An 18,517-nucleotide genomic window follows, 5' to 3' on the forward strand; every position below is an offset into this window, starting at 1 on the left:
GGTTTAGGGCGACGTTGCGGATAATGCCGAAGATTCGGATGGGATAAGATTTCCGCGACGACCGTCATGATTGGATCAACCGTGGTACGACGTAAGCAATGAATACCTAGTTGCTTAATCCAAGAACGTCGTTACATCGGCTTTGGATTTGCGAACGCCCTTGGCGTCACGATAGACGGTTAGCAGTGCCGACGGATCGATCATTCGCCAAGCAGGCATGCTGCCGAAGATGGTCGTCAGCAGAACACCGCCACGAAGCGCCCACAATACGTAGCCGACTGAGGCAAGGCCGGCACCGACACCGAGTCCGCCAATCTCGCCGACTCCGAAGAACGACGAATCATCCGACGGTCCTCCGTCCGCGTTGTTCCACTGGGTCCACTGGATAGCTTGAACCAAATCGACGATGAGTAGTTGGTCGAGCATTTGGGACATCTGGCTACTGCCACGTTTCATGTGCATATTCGACGCGCCGCCCCATGAAAACCCTCGAGAATCGACGCCGTGATCCGAATCTTCTTGGTTTCCGTCCGTCATTTGGATTGTCGAATCGCGACTAACCGAAGCGGTGGTCTGTTTGGATTGTCCTTTCTCGTTGGATGCATCGTCGTTCTGGTTTGGTGTGGTGACGTTTGCCGGAACGAGGGGGACCGCCCCCGTCGTCGATCCAGCATCGCCATCGCTACTGTCTCCGTCGCCGGAGTCACCGCCGGACGTGTCTCCACCGCCGCTCGTATCGCCGTTGTCATCGCCAGATCCGCTGTCACCGGAGCCGCTGTCCCCCGATCCACCGCTGCCCGAGCCACCGCCAGATCCCGCACCGGCTTGAACATTAATCGACACGGTTGCGACGTTATCGCTCAGCATACTCCCGTCATCGCTGCGATAGGTGAACGAATCGACGCCGAAAAAACCAGCGGCTGGAGTGTAAGTGATCACTCCGTTGACATCGATCGACAACGTCCCATTGGATGGACCTGTGACGAGAACGAGATTCAATGAATCGCCGTCGGGATCGGTGTCGTTGGCGATCGGATCAGGCGTCGTCAATGAAATCGATTGTCCAGAAATGGTGCTATAGGAGTCGTCTACAGCAACGGAGGCCTCGTTGATATCAAGAATATCAATAGTGTAGGTTTGGAACACTTCGCTGCCGTCCGCCGAGACACTTCGTACAGTGACGTCATGCGACGTATCGACTTCGTAGTTCAATGGTGCGGTTGACGCGGTTACGATCTGGCCTGTGTTAGCGTCGATCTCGAAACGTCCACCCGCATCGTCCACCAGGATATGTGTGATCGTGCTGTTGCTCGCGTCGGCGTCGACGGCCCAAACAGTAATTCCAACGTAGACGCCACCACTGGCATTCTCGTCGACCTGATTCGCGGCAGCATCCGAATCACCCAACGCCACGACGTCATATTCATCCACATCGTTGATCGTAATGGTGAATGTTTCCAAGTACGTTCCGCCCGCCGTATCGGTCACTTCGACAGTGATATCGTGTTGCGTGTCGGTTTCGTAGTCGAGTCTGCTGGAATCCAACACCACGATGTTTCCGGAACTGTCAATATCGAACCGACCGCTGGCGTCATCCGTCAATCGATATGACGCAGTGTCTCCCGAATCGACATCGCTCGGCGAGACCGTTCCGACGACCTGTCCATTAGCTAGGTTTTCATCAATCGTCATTCCTGTCGCCGTCAGATCGTTCGGAGCGTCGTTCACGCCTTGGATCGTGATCGTGATCTGTTGGGTAGACGAAGCTCCTTCGCTGTCGACCATGGTATAGGTGAAAACGTCTTCGAGAGTGTCGGCGGACGTACGAAGTGCCTCCACTGACGAATTGCCGTTATCCACGTTGTAGACGTAGTTGCCGTCGCTTTGGATCGTCACGCTACCGTACAAACCAGCCACGCTCGCGCCGACGGAGCCAGCAGCATTCGCGGCGTTACCCGCCACCACACCACTGACCGATTTCGAGTCGATTGTGTCGACGTCGGTGTCATTGGCCAGGACGTTACCGGTTGGATCGACACCCGAAGTGGAATTGCTGATGCCTCCAGCTTCCGTGGCCGTCGCCGTGTCCACCCCAGCGACAGGCGCGTCATTCGTTCCCGTGATCGTAACCGTGACGTCTTGTGTGGTCGTGTTGTTGCCGGTGCCGCTGTCGTCGGTCACGGTGATCGTGTAGGTCGCCGTGATCGTTTCGCCATCCGCCAGGTACTGCACCAAACTGTTGTCGAGTGAGAAGTCCCAAGCGATCGAACCGTCGTTGCTGCCAGTCTGCGTGATGCTGACACTCGATGCCAAAGCGGTTGCCAGCCCAGGCGGGATCGCTGGTCCGGTGGTCGTGGTCCCACTCAATGCGACGCTCGAGTTAATTGTATCAGTGTCTTCGACTTCAGCAAAAGTCACCGATCCGCTGTCGGTAAGATTCGGCGTTGTAGCGTCTTCGGTCACATCGCCAGTGACGTCAACCACGGTAATCGTCGGCTGATCATTGGTTCCGGTGATCGTAACGGTGACGTCTTGAGTGGTCGTGTTATTGCCGGTGCCGCTGTCATCGGTCACGGTGATCGTGTAGGTCGCCGTGATCGTTTCTCCATCGGCAAGGTACTGCACCAAACTATTGTCAACCGAGAAATCCCAGGCAATCGAACCATCGTTCGTACCAGTCTGAGTGATGCTGACACTCGATGCCAACGCGGTAGCCAGTCCCGACGGAATGGCTGGGCCAGTGGTTGTCGTTCCACTCAGTGCCACGGACGAGTTAAGCAAGTCAGTATCGTCGACTTCGGCGAAGGTGACCGATCCGCTGTCGGTCAGATTCGGTGTCGTCGCATCTTCGGTCACGGCACCAGTGACATCAACGACGGTAATGGTCGGCTGGTCATTGGTTCCCGTGATCGTCACGGTGACATCTTGGGTGGTCGTATTGTTGCCGGTTCCGCTGTCGTCGCTCACGGTAATCGTGTAGGTCGCTGTGATCGTTTCGCCATCGGCCAGATACTGCACAAGACTATTGTCGACCGAAAAATCCCAGGCGATCGAGCCATCGTTAGTGCCAGTTTGCGTGATACTGACACTCGATGCCAACGCGGTAGCCAGTCCTGACGGAATGGCTGGTCCCGTGGTCGTGGTCCCGCTCAGTGCGACGGACGAATTGAGCAAGTCAGTATCATCGACTTCGGCAAAAGTCACCGATCCGCTGTCGGTCAGATTCGGCGTCGTGGCATCTTCGGTCACGGCACCAGTGACATCCACCACGGTAATGGTCGGCTGATCATTGGTGCCAGTGATCGTCACGGTGACATCTTGAGTCGTCGTGTTATTGCCGGTGCCACTGTCGTCGGTCACGGTGATTGTGTAGGTCGCTGTGATTGTTTCGCCATCGGCCAGGTACTGCACCAAACTGTTGTCGACCGAGAAATCCCAGGCGATTGAACCATCGTTGGTTCCGGTTTGAGTGATGCTGACGCTGGAAGCCAAAGCGGTCGCCAATCCCGATGGGATCGCTGGTCCAGTGGTCGTCGTGCCGCTCAATGCGACGGACGAGTTGAGTAGGTCGGTGTCGTCGACTTCCGCGAAGGTCACCGATCCGCTGTCGGTCAGGTTGGGGGTAGACGCGTCTTCGGTCACGGCACCAGTGACATCAACGACGGTGATCGTCGGCTGATCATTAGTACCCGTAATCGTGACGGTGACGTCTTGTGTGGTCGTGTTGTTGCCCGTCCCGCTGTCGTCGGTCACGGTGATTGTGTAGGTCGCAGTGATTGTTTCCCCATCGGCCAGGTACTGCACCAAGCTGTTGTCAACCGAGAAATCCCAGGCGATCGAGCCATCGTTGGTTCCGGTTTGGGTGAGACTGACACTGGAAGCCAACGCGGTCGCCAGTCCAGACGGAATGGCAGGGCCCGTGGTCGTCGTGCCGCTCAATGCGACGGACGAGTTGAGTAAGTCAGTATCGTCGACTTCGGCAAAAGTGACCGATCCGCTATCAGTCAGATTTGGTGTCGTGGCGTCTTCGGTTACGGCGCCAGTGACATCAACGACGGTGATCGTCGGCTGATCATTAGTACCCGTAATCGTAACGGTGACGTCTTGAGTCGTTGTGTTATTGCCGGTGCCGCTGTCATCGGTCACGGTGATCGTGTAGGTCGCCGTGATGGTTTCCCCATCAGCCAAGTACTGCACCAAACTATTGTCGACCGAGAAATCCCAGGCGATCGAACCGTCGTTGGTTCCGGTCTGCGTGAGACTGACACTGGATGCCAGTGCGGTCGCCAGTCCAGACGGAATGGCTGGGCCAGTAGTTGTTGTGCCGCTTAATGCGACGGACGAATTGAGCAGGTCGGTATCGTCGACTTCCGCGAAGGTCACCGATCCGCTGTCAGTCAGATTCGGTGTTGTCGCGTCTTCAGTGACCGCGCCAGTGACATCGACCACGGTAATCGTCGGCTGATCATTGGTTCCCGTGATTGTGACGACTACGTCTTGTGTCGTTGTGTTGTTACCGGTTCCGCTGTCGTCGGTCACGGTGATCGTGTAGGTTGCGGTGATGGTTTCGCCATCGGCGAGGTACTGCACCAAACTATTGTCGACCGAGAAATCCCAAGCGATCGAACCGTCGTTGGTGCCGGTTTGCGTGATACTGACGCTGGATGCCAACGCGGTCGCCAGCCCAGTCGGAATCGTAGGTCCGGTGGTCGTCGTTCCACTCAATGCGACCGACGAGTTGAGTAAGTCAGTATCGTCGACTTCGGCAAAGGTCACGCTGCCACTGTCGGTCAAATTCGGTGTCGTCGCATCTTCCGTCACTGCGCCAGTGGCATCCACGACAGTAATGGTCGGCTGATCATTCGTTCCGGTGATCGTCACGGTGACGTCTTGAGTCGTCGAGTTATTGCCGGTGCCGCTATCGTCGCTCACGGTGATCGTGTAAGTCGCTGTGATCGTTTCGCCGTCAGCGAGGTACTGCACCAAACTGTTGTCGACCGAGAAATCCCAGGCGATTGAACCATCGTTGGTTCCGGTTTGAGTGATGCTGACGCTGGAAGCCAAAGCCGTTGCTAACCCAGATGGAATCGTAGGTCCCGTGGTCGTCGTTCCACTCAGTGCAACGGACGAATTAAGCAAGTCCGTCTCGTCGACTTCTGCGAAGGTGACCGATCCGCTGTCCGTCAGGTTCGGAGTCGTGGCGTCCTCGGTCACGTCGCCAGTGACATCCACGACGGTGATCGTCGGTTGATCATTGGTACCAGTGATCGTTACGGTGACGTCTTGTGTCGTCGTGTTATTGCCGGTGCCACTGTCGTCGGTCACGGTGATTGTGTAGGTCGCTGTGATGGTTTCCCCATCGGCAAGGTACTGCACCAAACTGTTGTCGACCGAGAAATCCCAGGCGATTGAACCATCGTTGGTTCCGGTTTGTGTGAGATTGACACTGGAGGCCAAAGCCGTCGCCAATCCCGACGGAATCGCAGGTCCAGTGGTCGTCGTGCCGCTTAATGCGACGGACGAATTGAGCAGATCGGTGTCGTCGACTTCCGCAAAAGTCACGCTTCCGCTGTCAGTCAGATTCGGCGTCGTCGCATCTTCAGTCACAGCGCCTGTGACATCAACAACGGTAATCGTTGGCTGATCATTCGAACCGGTGATCGTGACGGTAACGTCTTGCGTGGTCGTGTTGTTGCCGGTGCCGCTGTCGTCGCTCACGGTGATCGTGTAGGTCGCCGTGATCGTTTCGCCATCGGCAAGGTACTGCACCAGACTATTGTCGACCGAGAAATCCCAAGCGATCGATCCGTCATTGGTCCCGGTCTGCGTGATACTGACACTGGATGCCAACGCGGTCGCCAATCCCGACGGAATGGCAGGTCCGGTAGTCGTGGTGCCGCTTAATGCGACGGACGAATTGAGCAAGTCCGTGTCGTCGACTTCGGCAAAGGTGACGCTGCCGCTGTCCGTCAGGTTCGGCGTCGTCGCGTCTTCAGTGACCGCGCCAGTGACATCGACCACGGTAATAGTCGGCTGATCATTGGTTCCCGTGATCGTCACGGTGACGTCTTGTGTGGTCGTGTTGTTGCCCGTCCCGCTGTCATCGGTCACCGTGATCGTGTAGGTTGCCGTGATGGTTTCGCCATCAGCCAGGTACTGCACCAAACTGTTGTCAACCGAGAAGTCCCAGGTGATCGAGCCGTCGTTAGTGCCAGTTTGCGTGAGACTGACGCTGGATGCCAATGCCGTCGCCAGTCCCGATGGAATCGTAGGTCCTGTGCTCGACGTGCCGCTCAATGCGACGGTTGAATTGAGCAGATCGGACTCGTCCACTTCGGCAAATGTCACGGATCCGCTGTCGGTCAGGTTCGGTGTGGTCGCATCTTCAGTCACGGCGCCAGTGACATCTACCACGGTAATGGTCGGTTGATCATTGGTTCCCGTGATTGTGACGACGACGTCTTGTGTCGTGGCGTTGTTGCCGGCTCCGCTATCGTCGGTCACGGTGATGGTGTAGGTCGCCGTGATCGTTTCGCCATCGGCCAGGTACTGCACCAAACTGTTGTCGACCGAGAAATCCCAGGCGATTGAACCATCGTTGGTTCCGGTTTGAGTGATGCTGACGCTGGAAGCCAAAGCCGTTGCTAACCCAGATGGAATCGTAGGTCCCGTGGTCGTCGTGCCACTCAGTGCGACCGACGAGTTGAGCAAGTCAGTATCGTCGACTTCGGCGAAGGTCACGCTGCCACTGTCGGTCAAATTCGGTGTCGTCGCGTCTTCAGTGACCGCGCCAGTGACATCAACCACGGTAATCGTTGGTTGGTCATTGGTTCCCGTAATCGTGACGGTGACGTCTTGAGTGGTCGTATTGTTGCCGGTTCCGCTGTCGTCGGTCACGGTGATTGTGTAGGTCGCTGTGATCGTTTCGCCATCGGCGAGGTACTGCACTAAGCTGTTGTCGACCGAAAAATCCCAGGCGATCGAACCGTCGTTAGTGCCAGTTTGCGTGAGACTGACACTGGAGGCCAGTGCGGTTGCTAGCACAGCAGGAATCGTAGGTCCCGTGGTCGTCGTTCCACTCAATGCGACCGACGAGTTGATCAGGTCGGACTCGTCGACTTCGGCAAAAGTCACGCTTCCACTATCGGTCAGGTTCGGCGTTGTCGCATCTTCCGTCACACCGCCCGTGACGTCAACGACGGTAATGGTCGGTTGATCATTAGTCCCCGTGATCGTCACGGTGACGTCTTGTGTGGTCGTGTTGTTGCCCGTCCCGCTGTCATCGGTCACGGTGATCGTGTAGGTCGCCGTAATGGTTTCGCCATCGGCCAGGTACTGCACCAAACTGTTGTCGACCGAGAAATCCCAGGCGATCGATCCATCGTTGGTACCAGTTTGCGTGATGCTGACACTCGATGCCAATGCCGTCGCCAGCCCAGATGGAATCGCAGGTCCAGTGGTCGTCATGCCGCTTAATGCGACGGACGAATTGAGCAGATCGGTGTCGTCGACTTCCGCAAAAGTCACGCTTCCGCTGTCAGTCAGGTTCGGCGTCGTCGCGTCTTCGGTTACTACGCCCGTGACATCAACAACGGTAATCGTTGGCTGATCATTCCTACCAGTGATCGTCACGATGACATCTTGAGTCGTCGTGTTGTTGCCGGTTCCGCTGTCGTCGGTCACGGTGATCGTGTAAGTCGCCGTGATCGTTTCGCCATCAGCAAGGTACTGCACCAAACTATTGTCGACCGAAAAATCCCAAGCGATCGAACCGTCGTTGGTCCCGGTCTGCGAGATGCTGACACTCGAAGCCAACGCCGTCGCCAGTCCGGCAGGAATCGTAGGTCCGGTGGTCGTCGTGCCACTCAATGCAACCGATGAGTTGATCAAGTCTGTCGCGTCGGCTTCCGCAAAGGTAACGCTGCCGCTGTCGGTTAGGTTCGGCGTGGATGCGTCTTCGATGACCGCACCGGCGACATCAACGACAGTAATCGTCGGTTGATCGTTGGTGCCTGTGATCGTAACCGTAATTGTTTCAGTGTCACTGAGCGGTGTGCCATCGTCGTCTGTCGCGCTGACCGTGTAGGTCAGGACCAAGGTTTCGCCACTGGCCAAAAAGTCAAATGCCTCGCTTCCGCTGTTGAAGTTCCAGGTCAACGTGTTGGTGGTTTCGTTGCCATCAAGAATCGCAGTCGGAGTGACCGACAGGAAACCTTTTAATGTCGTATTCGTCAAACTTCCCGGTACGCTCCCGCTTCCGGTTCCACTGATCCCAACCGACTCCACGGCCGCAGTGACCAAGTCGGAAGTGTCTTGATCCGTTACAGTGAGCGCACCACTGCCCGTCAATCCAGCATTGGTTTCCGTTAGGCCGAGCGTATCAGGACCGCCGGTAATCACCGGCGCATCGTTTGTTCCTGTGATTGTCACGGTAACCGTCTCAGTATCACTGAGCGGCGTGCCGTCATCATCGGTGGCACTGACGGTATAGGTCAGGATCAAGGTTTCGCCGGTAGCCAGGAAGTTGAACGCTTCACTACCGCTGTTAAAGTTCCAGGCGAGGGTGGCGCTGTTCTCGGTTCCATCGAGAATGGCGGTGGGCGTGACGGACAGAAAACTTTTCAGTGTGCTATTGTCCAAGCCGACGGGCACGCTGCCCGATCCTGTGCCGCCAACGGTAACCGAATCAACGGCAGCTGTGACGTTGTCAGTCGTGTCCACGTCACTGACGGTGAACGAGCCGCTGCCCGTCAGGCCGGCATCGGTTTCGGTCAGACCAAGCGAATCCGGTCCACCGGTAATGACTGGTGCATCATTGACCGGATCCACAGTCACATTGGCAACCGTCGTACTGCCTCCCAGTCCCGTATCGTTGTTAGATGTCGAGGACTGGATCGTAAAGTTGCCGGTGCCGTTGAAATCAGCATCAGGAGTGAACTTCAGCCCGGCGGTACCTTCGGCCACGGTAATGAACGAACCGTTGGTGATCTGCGTCACGCCGTCATTCTTGTACAGCGTGCCGCTGGTGATACCGGTGATCTTGTAGTAAGTCACCTCGGCACCATCAGCCGCATTCCGCGTAATCACCAACCCGCTGCTTGATTGCGTGTCTTCGTTCGTGGTCGCGCCGGTTACTGATGGAGTATCGGCGACCGGATTGATCGTCAAACTTGCGGTGTCAGTGCTAGATGAAAATGCGGTGGTTCCGCCGGACAGCGAAGTCGTTACCGCAATTTGGACATTGTCAACCAGGATTTCTTTTCCACCGCCGTTGTTGTCGTAGAAACGGATTTGTGTGTTCGACGCGGTGTACGACGAGATGTCAAAACTTTTTGTTCCGGTGCCCGTTCCCGCTGTGATTGCTAACAGCGTGGTCCAGGTGCTGCCGCCATTGGACGAGACTTGAGCATGAATCGCTCCGCCCCCTCCCAGGTTGTTGGTGGTCAGATCAAAGGAAAACGTCGCAGTGGTCGCTGAGCTTAAGTTGGCCTCGCGATAGATGTATTTCGTTGCACTTGATTCACCAACGTTCAGCAAGCCGCCGGTAATGAAATACTTACCTCCCGACGCACCGCCACCGCCGCTGTCGTTTTCGATCCAATCGGTTGACCATGAAAGCGAACCATTGTTATTGCTGTACGACACGGCGCTAAATGTGTCTAAATACGTGCCCGACGTACTGCTCGTGTCGGCAAACCCGCCATTGCTACCACTGGTCTGATCCCAAGCTCGGAAGGTTATCGCATTGGCGAGGGTTCCATGATAGTTCGCGTTGGGCTGGAAATAGAGCCGCGTGTTAGCATCGGCGGAAAACAACTGCGCGTTCGAATTGCTAACGGCACCCAGTGCGTTCCAGTTGCTGCCGTTGTCGATTGAGTAGAACCAAGTGCCATTGGTGGTATCGACCGCCGTGATCGCAATCCCCAACGCAGCACCGCTGTCCGTATCGCTGACGTTGTCCACTTGGCCCGCTGGACTTGAGAAATCGACCAGCGATGACACCAACGTTCCCACGGTCCCCGAGGGAACACCAGCGTCTTCGTTTGTTGCATCCAGCGCCGGTGCCTTGCTGTTATCGAGTACCGGCGCCGCATTGACATCCACGACCGTAATACTCGCGGTTTCGCTCGCGGTACTGAACGCGGTCGCGTCGCCGTTGACCGAAACATTGACCTTGGTGCCCTCGGTGCCGCTGGTTTGGTCCCAGGCACGGAACGTGAAGCTGGCGGTCGTCCCGTTAGCCGGATTGGGAACGAATCGAACCAGGTCGGTATCACGAAGCAGCAATGCAGATGAATTCGTCACCGTACCAATCGCATTCCAAGAACCTCCACCATCGGTGGAATATTGCCAGGTTCCGTTGCCGCTGGACAGCGACGTAATCGCGATCCCCTCGCTGTCGCCTGCATCAGGATCGGCGACGCGGTCGCCACCCGCGCTGGCGATGATCGAAGCGACCGACTGACCGTCGTTATCGGTCTGGTACTTCGTGATTGTGGACAGGATCACGGTGCCCGAGTTATCAAGCACGGGTGCATCGTTAACGGCGGTGATATCCACGTTTACCGTGCCGAGAGTGATATCGGTGCCACCGCCCGATCCAGTGTTGCCGTTGTCGTTGACATTGACCACGATCGAGTCTGCGTTGTCACCACTGAAGTTCGCCGTTGCGTGCAGGTATTGAATGTTGCTGGCGGTGTTGAGATAGGTGTTCAGGTTCGCGAGCGTCCCGGTCAGCGTCAGAATTCCGCTACCGCTGCCACCAATCGTCACTCCACCGCCACTGCTGGCCGACAAATTGCCGCCGGTTGCAGTCGTCAACGTGACGGTCAAATTGCCACCGCCATGATCGACATCATTCAAATTGATTTGCGATAGATCCACGTTGCCGCTGACATCTTCGGTGACCGCGATATCGCTCGGCAATCCGCCTGGATTTGTCGGATCGTCGTTAGTCGCAGTGATGTTGATCGTCTGGCTCGCCGAATCCTCTTCGCTCGTACCGTCCGCGGTCAGTCCCGGATCGGCACCGGTGTTTCCGCCATCGTTCACCGTGACCGTGATCGTGGTCGATGCACTCGGTGTGTCACTACTGTTTAAATACGTGATCGTGCCGGTGCTCGCCCCGGTCAGCAAGTTATCAAGTTGGCTGAGCGTGCCAGTGATCGTGACGGTCCCGGTGCCATTGCCGCCGCTGATCGAAACGCCCGAGTCGCCGGCCGCAACCGTGATCGCCCCTTCGCCGACATTGATCGTGGCTGTCATCGTACCGCTGGCCGCATCGACATCGGTGACGGTGAATCCAATGCCATGAATCGCCAGTCCGACTTGCTCGGTCGCTGACAAAGCACCGCCCGGTCCATTGACCACCGGCGTGTCGTTGACGGGCGTAATATCGATTTGAACCGTGTCGACGTCTTGTTGGGCGCCTCCGGTACCGGTGTTGCCTCCGTCATTCGTGGTGACGGATAACGTATCGGCCCCGGTTCCGACCACATTTGCGTTGCCAGTGTAAGACAACGACGCCAACGTTGCATTGATATCCGTCACGGTGCCTTGGATCGTCAAATCACCGCTGCCGTTGGTCCCGGCACTGATCGTGGCGCTGCCCGACAGCGTGATGCTCAATACCCCGGCGGTGACCTGCAGTCGCGTGGTCAGATTGCTGCTTGCTGCATCGACATCGCCGATCGAAACGCCGCTAATCGCGGTTGCCGTTTCTTCGGCGACCGTCCGTGTTCCAGGCACCGTGTTTGTCGGCGCGTCGTTGGTCGCCGTGATGTTGATCGTCTGACTCGCCGAATCCTCTTCGCTCGTGCCGTCAGCGGTCAGTCCCGGATCGGTACCGGTGTTGCCACCGTCGTTGACCGTGACCGTGATCGTGGTCGATGCACTTGGGGTGTCGCTGCTATTCAGATAGGTGATTGTGCCGGTGCCGGCGCCGGTTAGCAAGTTGTCGATTTGGCTCAGCGTGCCGGTGATCGTGACCGTTCCGGTGCCATTGCCACCGCTGATCGAAACGCCCGAGTCCCCTGCGGCTACCGTGATCGCCCCTACACCGACATTGATCGTGGCCGTCATTGTTCCGCTAGCCGCATCGACATCGGAAACGGTGAACCCAGTGCCATGGATTGCCAATCCGACTTGTTCGGTCGCCGACAATGCACTGCCTGGTCCGTTGACCACGGGCGTGTCGTTGACGGGCGTAATATCGATTTGAACAGTGTCGACGTCTTGTTGGGCGCCACCGGAACCGGTATTGCCTCCGTCATTGGTGGTGACGGTTAACGTATCGGCGGCGGTTCCCACCACATTTGTGTTCCCCGTGTAAGACAACGACGCCAATGTGGCATTGATGTCCGTCACGGTACCTTGAATCGTCAAATCGGCGCTGCCGTTGGTCCCGGCACTGATCGTGGCGCTGCCCGACAGCGTGATGTTCAAGACCCCGGCGGTGACCTGCAGTCGTGTGGTCAGATTGCCGCTTGCAGCATCGACATCGCTGATCGAAACACCGCTGATCGCAGTGGTCGTTTCTTCGGCGACGGTCCGTGTTCCAGGCACCGTGTTTGTCGGCGCGTCGTTGGTCGCAGTGATGTTGATCGTCTGGCTCGCCGAATCCTCTTCGCTCGTACCGTCTGCGGTCAGTCCCGGATCGGCACCGGTGTTGCCGCCATCATTCACCGTGACCGTGATCGTGGTCGATGCGCTCGGGGTGTCACTGCTGTTTAAATAGGTGATCGTCCCCGTGCTCGTCCCGGTCAGCAAGTTATCAAGTTGGCTAAGCGTGCCAGTGATCGTGACGGTTCCGGTGCCATTGCCGCCGCTGATCGAAACGCCCGAGTCGCCGGCCGCAACCGTGATTGCGCCTACACCGACATTGATCGTGGCCGTCATCGTGCCGCTAGCCGCATCGACGTCAGTGACCGTGAAGCCCGTTCCCTGAATTGCGAGTCCCACTTGTTCGGTAGCCGACAAAGCACTGCCGGGTCCGTTGACGGTCGGTGTATCGTTGACGGCGTTGATGTCGACGTTGACCGTACCCAGATTGATATCCGTACCACCTCCGCTGCCGGAATTGCCGTTGTCGTTGACATTGACGTTGATCGTGTCGACGTTGCCGCCATTCAAATTCGCGGTTGTATGCAGGTACTTGATGTTGCTGGCGGTATCAATGTAGGCGTTCAGATTTGCCAGGGTCCCCGTCAATGTCAGCGTACCGCTGCCACTGCCGAGTACCGTCACACCGCCGCTGGTTGCAGCCGTCAAGTTTCCGCCCGTTGACGTGGTCAAGGTCACTGTCAGATTACCGCCGTTATGATCAACATCACTAAGGTTCATCTGCGACAGATCGACGTTACTGCTGACGTCCTCGGTCACCGCGATATCAGTTGGCAATCCGCCTGGGTTGGTCGGATCGTCGTTGACTGCGTTAACGGTGATCGTGACCGTTTCGGTTGTGGTGTTTGTTCCGTCGGAAGCGTCTACGGTGAAAACGACTTGGTAATCACTTACTTGTTCCAGAGCGGTGAACGTTGGCTTTTCGGCATTCGCGTCGCTCAGCGTGACGGCGGGACCGGAGGTTTGAGTCCACGTGTAAGTCAACGCAGTGTTCTCAGGATCAAACGCCGAGACCTCGAGCGTAACAAGATCATCTTCGTTGACGGTTTGATCGCCAAGATTCGAGAAACCGCTGCCAGTGATCACGTTCGCAGCAGTCATCCCGCCCATCGTGCCGTGGTGACCGTTGCCGCTGTCATCGATCACACCGCCCGCACCCGTGGTGGCTCCGGTAAACGAGTACGACGCGACCAATCCCGTCTGGGGTCCCGACAGTTCATTGAACATGTCTGCGCGAACGGAGGTCTCGCTTCGCCCGCCGTTCCAAATTCGGACCTGGTCAATCTGACCATCAAACTTGTAGGCAACGTTGTCCCCCCATCCCGAAATCAGGGCGGTGGAGGTCGCGACCGCGTTCCCATTGCTCGGCGTGCCTAAAAGCTGAGAGAGTGTTTGTTCGACACCATCAATGATTAACCGACTGCCGGTAACATCGCCGTTGCGGAAAACGGCCGATACGTGGTGCCAACCTGTCGCTAATCCGGCACTACTCATTCCATAAAGATCAGCGCTGGCAGTATTGAATCCAAAGTAGCCACCATTGAGCCACAGGTCGTAATTCCCGAATCCAAACGGCATCACGTTATCGACGCCATCCCAGTTCATCCAGAATTCGACCGTGACATCGGTTCCTGCGGCGGTGTTCACGGGCAATCCCGATAGCGTGATCGTATCGTCGCCACCTTCGAAATCGATCAGCTCATTTCCGGCGTCATCCAAATCCGAGACCGCAACAATCGTCGGGGCATCATCGGACCCGGTGATGGTGACAGTTACCGTCGCAGTGTCCGTGCCTCCGTTGCCGTCGCTGACGGTGTAACTAAACGTGTCGGTCCCAGTCTCGCCGGCAGCAAGATAATCAAACGCGCCGTTGGGATCGTAGTCAAAACTGCCATCGGCATTGACGGTGACGACGGCACCCGATCCGATCACGATGGGGCTACCGACGTTCGCAGCCGAGCCCTGCACCTGGCTGACGGTCAGAGTGTCACCGTCACCGTCAACATCATTGCGCAGAACGCCACTGCTCGCTGCAATGTTAATCGCTGTGTTCTGATCGGTGGAAAAGCCGGTCCAGGTGGGGCCGCCGGTCAGCGTGCCTTTGGCGGAGTTGCCGGTCAAGTCGTAAGCGTCGACACCGGAACCTTCATTGAAATTCCAGTAGCCCGCTAGGCCTGTTTCGGTACCGGTTAGCGTCGTGTCGAGGTTGTTTTGGATTTCCGTTTGAGTGCGAACGGTGCTCCAGACACGAACGTCGTCGATTTCGCCGGTGAAGTAGTTTCCCGCCGGATTGTTCTCTCGGCCACCCACTCGCAGGTCATCCTTGTCCGAGTGCGCATCGCCAATCGCACCCGAGCCATAATACGTCTCGATATTATTTCCGTTGACGTAGGTATTGATGGTCCCATTGTCATAGGTGACCGAGACGTGAGCCCACTGGTTCAGTTGTAAAACATGACCTGTGTCATGCCAGCTCCAACTGGGGTCGGTGTTGGCGAAGGCCCACATCAGGCTGCCGGTCGATGAGATCCCGATTTCATATTCACCTTCCTTGTTCAGCAGGATGCTTGATGCAGCAGGATAGGCCGTCGGACGAGCCCACACTTCCATCGTCATCGTGTTGCTAAATTCAAGATCCGTGTCACTTCCCAAGTTGACATAATCATCGATCCCATCGAATGAAATCCCGTGATGGTCGTCCACCGCAATGGGTGCATCGGGGACTGCGGTAACGACAAGCGATGCCGTGTCCGTTGCGGTCGAGAATGCGGTCGGGGCGGAAAGATTTTCGGCCAAGAAGTTGTCGATGCCCCACGTGGGGCGAAGATGGCCACCGCCCGAGACTCCGTTGAAATCACCGAAATACATTCCCCATGTGCCGCTGGCGGTCAGCGTGTTGTCCGCCGAACTGAGGACTTCCACGCCGTTGCGGTAGATCTTCTTGGCGCCGTCGGTGATTTCTAACTTGAAGGTATCGGAAGCGGAGATCGTCAGATCGATGCTTGCCAAAACCGTCCGAACGCCTCCCACAAGCTTCGAAAGTTGAAGGCTGTCTTCGGCATGAGTATTGGGCAGGATCTGCAAGTAGTAGAAATTGTCATTGTCCACCAGTCGCCCGAATACGCCGACGGGCTTGGTGCCATTGGAGGTGTCAATGGCCGACAGCGTGAAACTAATCGCCTGATCGGCTCCGGTGGGAGCGGGACCGAGTGTGTAAGCCTGCCCCACGTCGTTTTGATCGGACCCGCCGTGAACAGTGTCTGACGATGCGTCGATGGTTGCATCGGTCGTGGCACTGCTTGTGTCATAAATTTCGGTCCACCCCGTCCCGCTGTCTGGCGTATGGGCGGTGATAGCAATATTGGAAGCTGCGGTGAATGTGTCATTTGCCGCCGATCCGCCGCTCGTCGTATCCGCGAGCGATCCGTTGCTACCACTGGTTTGATCCCAAGCTCGGAACGTGATGGCATCGGCGATGGTGCCGTTGTAATTCGCATTGGGTTGGAAATAGAGCCGCGTGTTGGCGTCGGCCTCTAATAGCAGGGCGCTTGTGTCCGAGCGAGTTCCGACAGCAATCCAACTGGAACCATTGTCGGTTGTGTAGTACCAAGTCCCGTTGGCGGAATTGGTTCCCGTGACGGCAATACCGAGCTCTGCGTCGGAGTCGGGGTCGGTGACGTTGTCAACCTGACCGCTCGGGGAGGCAAAGTCGACCAAATCGGATATCAAGGTTCCGACCGCTCCCGACGGAACCCCCGCGTCTTCGGTGATCGGATCAAACGCGGGGCTCTGCGAGGCATCAAGCGTGGGCGCGGTATTGACGGCTTCATGAATGGAGATCCCGCCGGCTGCCCAGTTGTCGCTTCCGGACCAAGCCCAGTCCATGACTACCGAGGTCGCACCCGCTTCGGTGCTCCCGCCGCCGTTGATGTCACCGCCCCCGAGAAGGTCCCAGTGTTCGGTTTGACCCGCGCCGGGAACCAAGTTGTAGTCCACCGCGTCATCCACCGCGATCGCTGCAAACACTAGGTCACCAGGAGCTGATGACACCGTGACCGAGCCAGTGCCGCCGGACGCCCCCGCCCCCGAAGCAAACGCGCCCAGCGGTGTCGATTGATCGACCCCTGTAAACGTCATTACGCCGGCCGTATTGCCATCTGTCGTGCCGTTGAGGGTGATGTTGACGCTATGGGTTCCCAGGCTGGGATTCACCATCGACCAGATATAGACGACCGCATCGCCATTGGATTGTGTGCCTTCGAGCGTGAGATTACTGCCGTTGTAGGTGACCGAGGTGACTGCGTTGCCAACCCCCTTATTCAAAGAGACGCCGACAAGCATCAAGCGATCGGTGCCCGACGTCGTGTGTGAGATGGAAAAGTTCCCGCCGGTGCTCGTGCCTGTTGAAGTCGCGTCGATCGCAACGCTCATCAGCCCGACCCACTGCTCCTGTAAGTCGGAACTGGCGAAAACAAGTGTTTCAATCTGACCGGCTTCGTATTCCAACTGCCAATCACCACCAAAAGACGCATAACCGGTGAGGTTCGTACTGGCAGCAATATCGGTTCCGGTTAAAACGCTCAGCTGGTCAACCAGCTGAATCCCCCCAGGACTCGCGGCCAAGTCGCAGCCGTAGAGCAACAGGTCGCCATCTTCCGAAAAAGCGCTCGCCCAATCGCTCAGCTGGTCCTCATAGTCGGCGAGATTGTCGGTGGTGAGCCAGGTGTCGCCGAGCCTGACCGCTCCATCGGCTCCGTGAGAAACAATGTGGACGGCGTCCACGTTGGATTGGCCTCTCAACGTTTCGCTGATCTGCTCGATGCCATCGCGAGACTGATCCAATAAGACGACATCGAAATACCGAGTCCCATCTTGATTGGCGAGCAAGTCGTCAACGAGTTGTTGGTAGCCTTGAGTCGCCGTGTCGACGAATACGATTTCGTGCCGGAGCGGGTTAGCCCCTGTTTCACTGGCCAGATTGGAACCGATACCTGTTGGTGAATCGAGCACGTGATGCCAGTCGGCGTACACGTCAGAAGAGAAGGCGATTTGCGTTTCGATGTTTCCGATCGAGTACTCTAAATCCCAATCGCCGCCTAGCAACGAGCTTCCGGTAGTATCCACACTCGCCGCGACGTCGCAATCACATAACGCGGCGAGTGAGTCGATCAGTGTGCGGCCATCCGCCGTACTCGCCAGATTGCTGCCGTAAATCAACAGGTCGGCGCCAGAGTCAAGCGAATTGCCCCATGTCGCGATGTCGCCCGCGTACTTCGGTGCCGCATCGAGATCCAATCGCGTGTTGCCAAGCTGGATGCCCTCGCCGTCACTGTGACTGAGTAAATGAATCGCATCAACGCTGGTCAAATTGCGAAGCGTCTCGGTGATTTGCAGAATTCCGTCTTGGTCGGCCTGCAAACGGACGATCAGCCACTGGGTTTGATCTGCTGATCCGTCGCGGAGATTCGCGAGTAACGTCTCTGCATCTTCCACACCCGAATCGACAAAGATGACTTCGATCGGTAGTGCGGGATCCAAAACCACCGCTTCGGCCACATCCACGGTGGCGATGTCGATCACATCGTGGTCGGTGGGCAGCGGCTGTGTAGCTGGTGTGGTGACATCGCCGGTCGCTTCCCCGTCAGCCTCGGACATCTGACTCAAAAGCGCCGCCTCGAGATCGAGATCAATGTCCATCGACCCATCGAGACCATCGACGCCCTCGCCACTAAGCAAGATGCGTTCTTCGAGAGGGTAAAAGTCGAATTCGCGAGGCATCGGTTTCAATCCATGGCATTTCTTCGTCGGACAAGCTGACGCAGCGCCTCGTCGTAACTCCTTCGCGTGGTGCGAAACGAATCTCCCATTTTGGTGGGGCATGCAGAGGTCTAGTATC

1 protein-coding gene is annotated in these 18,517 nt (G+C 57.1%); it reads right to left on the reverse strand.

Annotation, left to right across the window (positions count from 1 at the left end; genetic code table 11):
* Positions 1-114: 114 nt before the first annotated feature.
* Positions 115-18,399 carry a VCBS domain-containing protein gene (locus SH528x_RS12650; RefSeq protein WP_442510879.1) on the reverse strand — a complete coding sequence of 6,095 codons (18,285 nt, stop codon included), beginning with the start codon at positions 18,397-18,399 and terminating at the stop codon, positions 115-117.
* Between the last annotated feature and the right edge of the window lie 118 nt (positions 18,400-18,517).

Source organism: Novipirellula methanifontis (assembly GCF_052161655.1).
Lineage (GTDB): Bacteria > Planctomycetota > Planctomycetia > Pirellulales > Pirellulaceae > Novipirellula.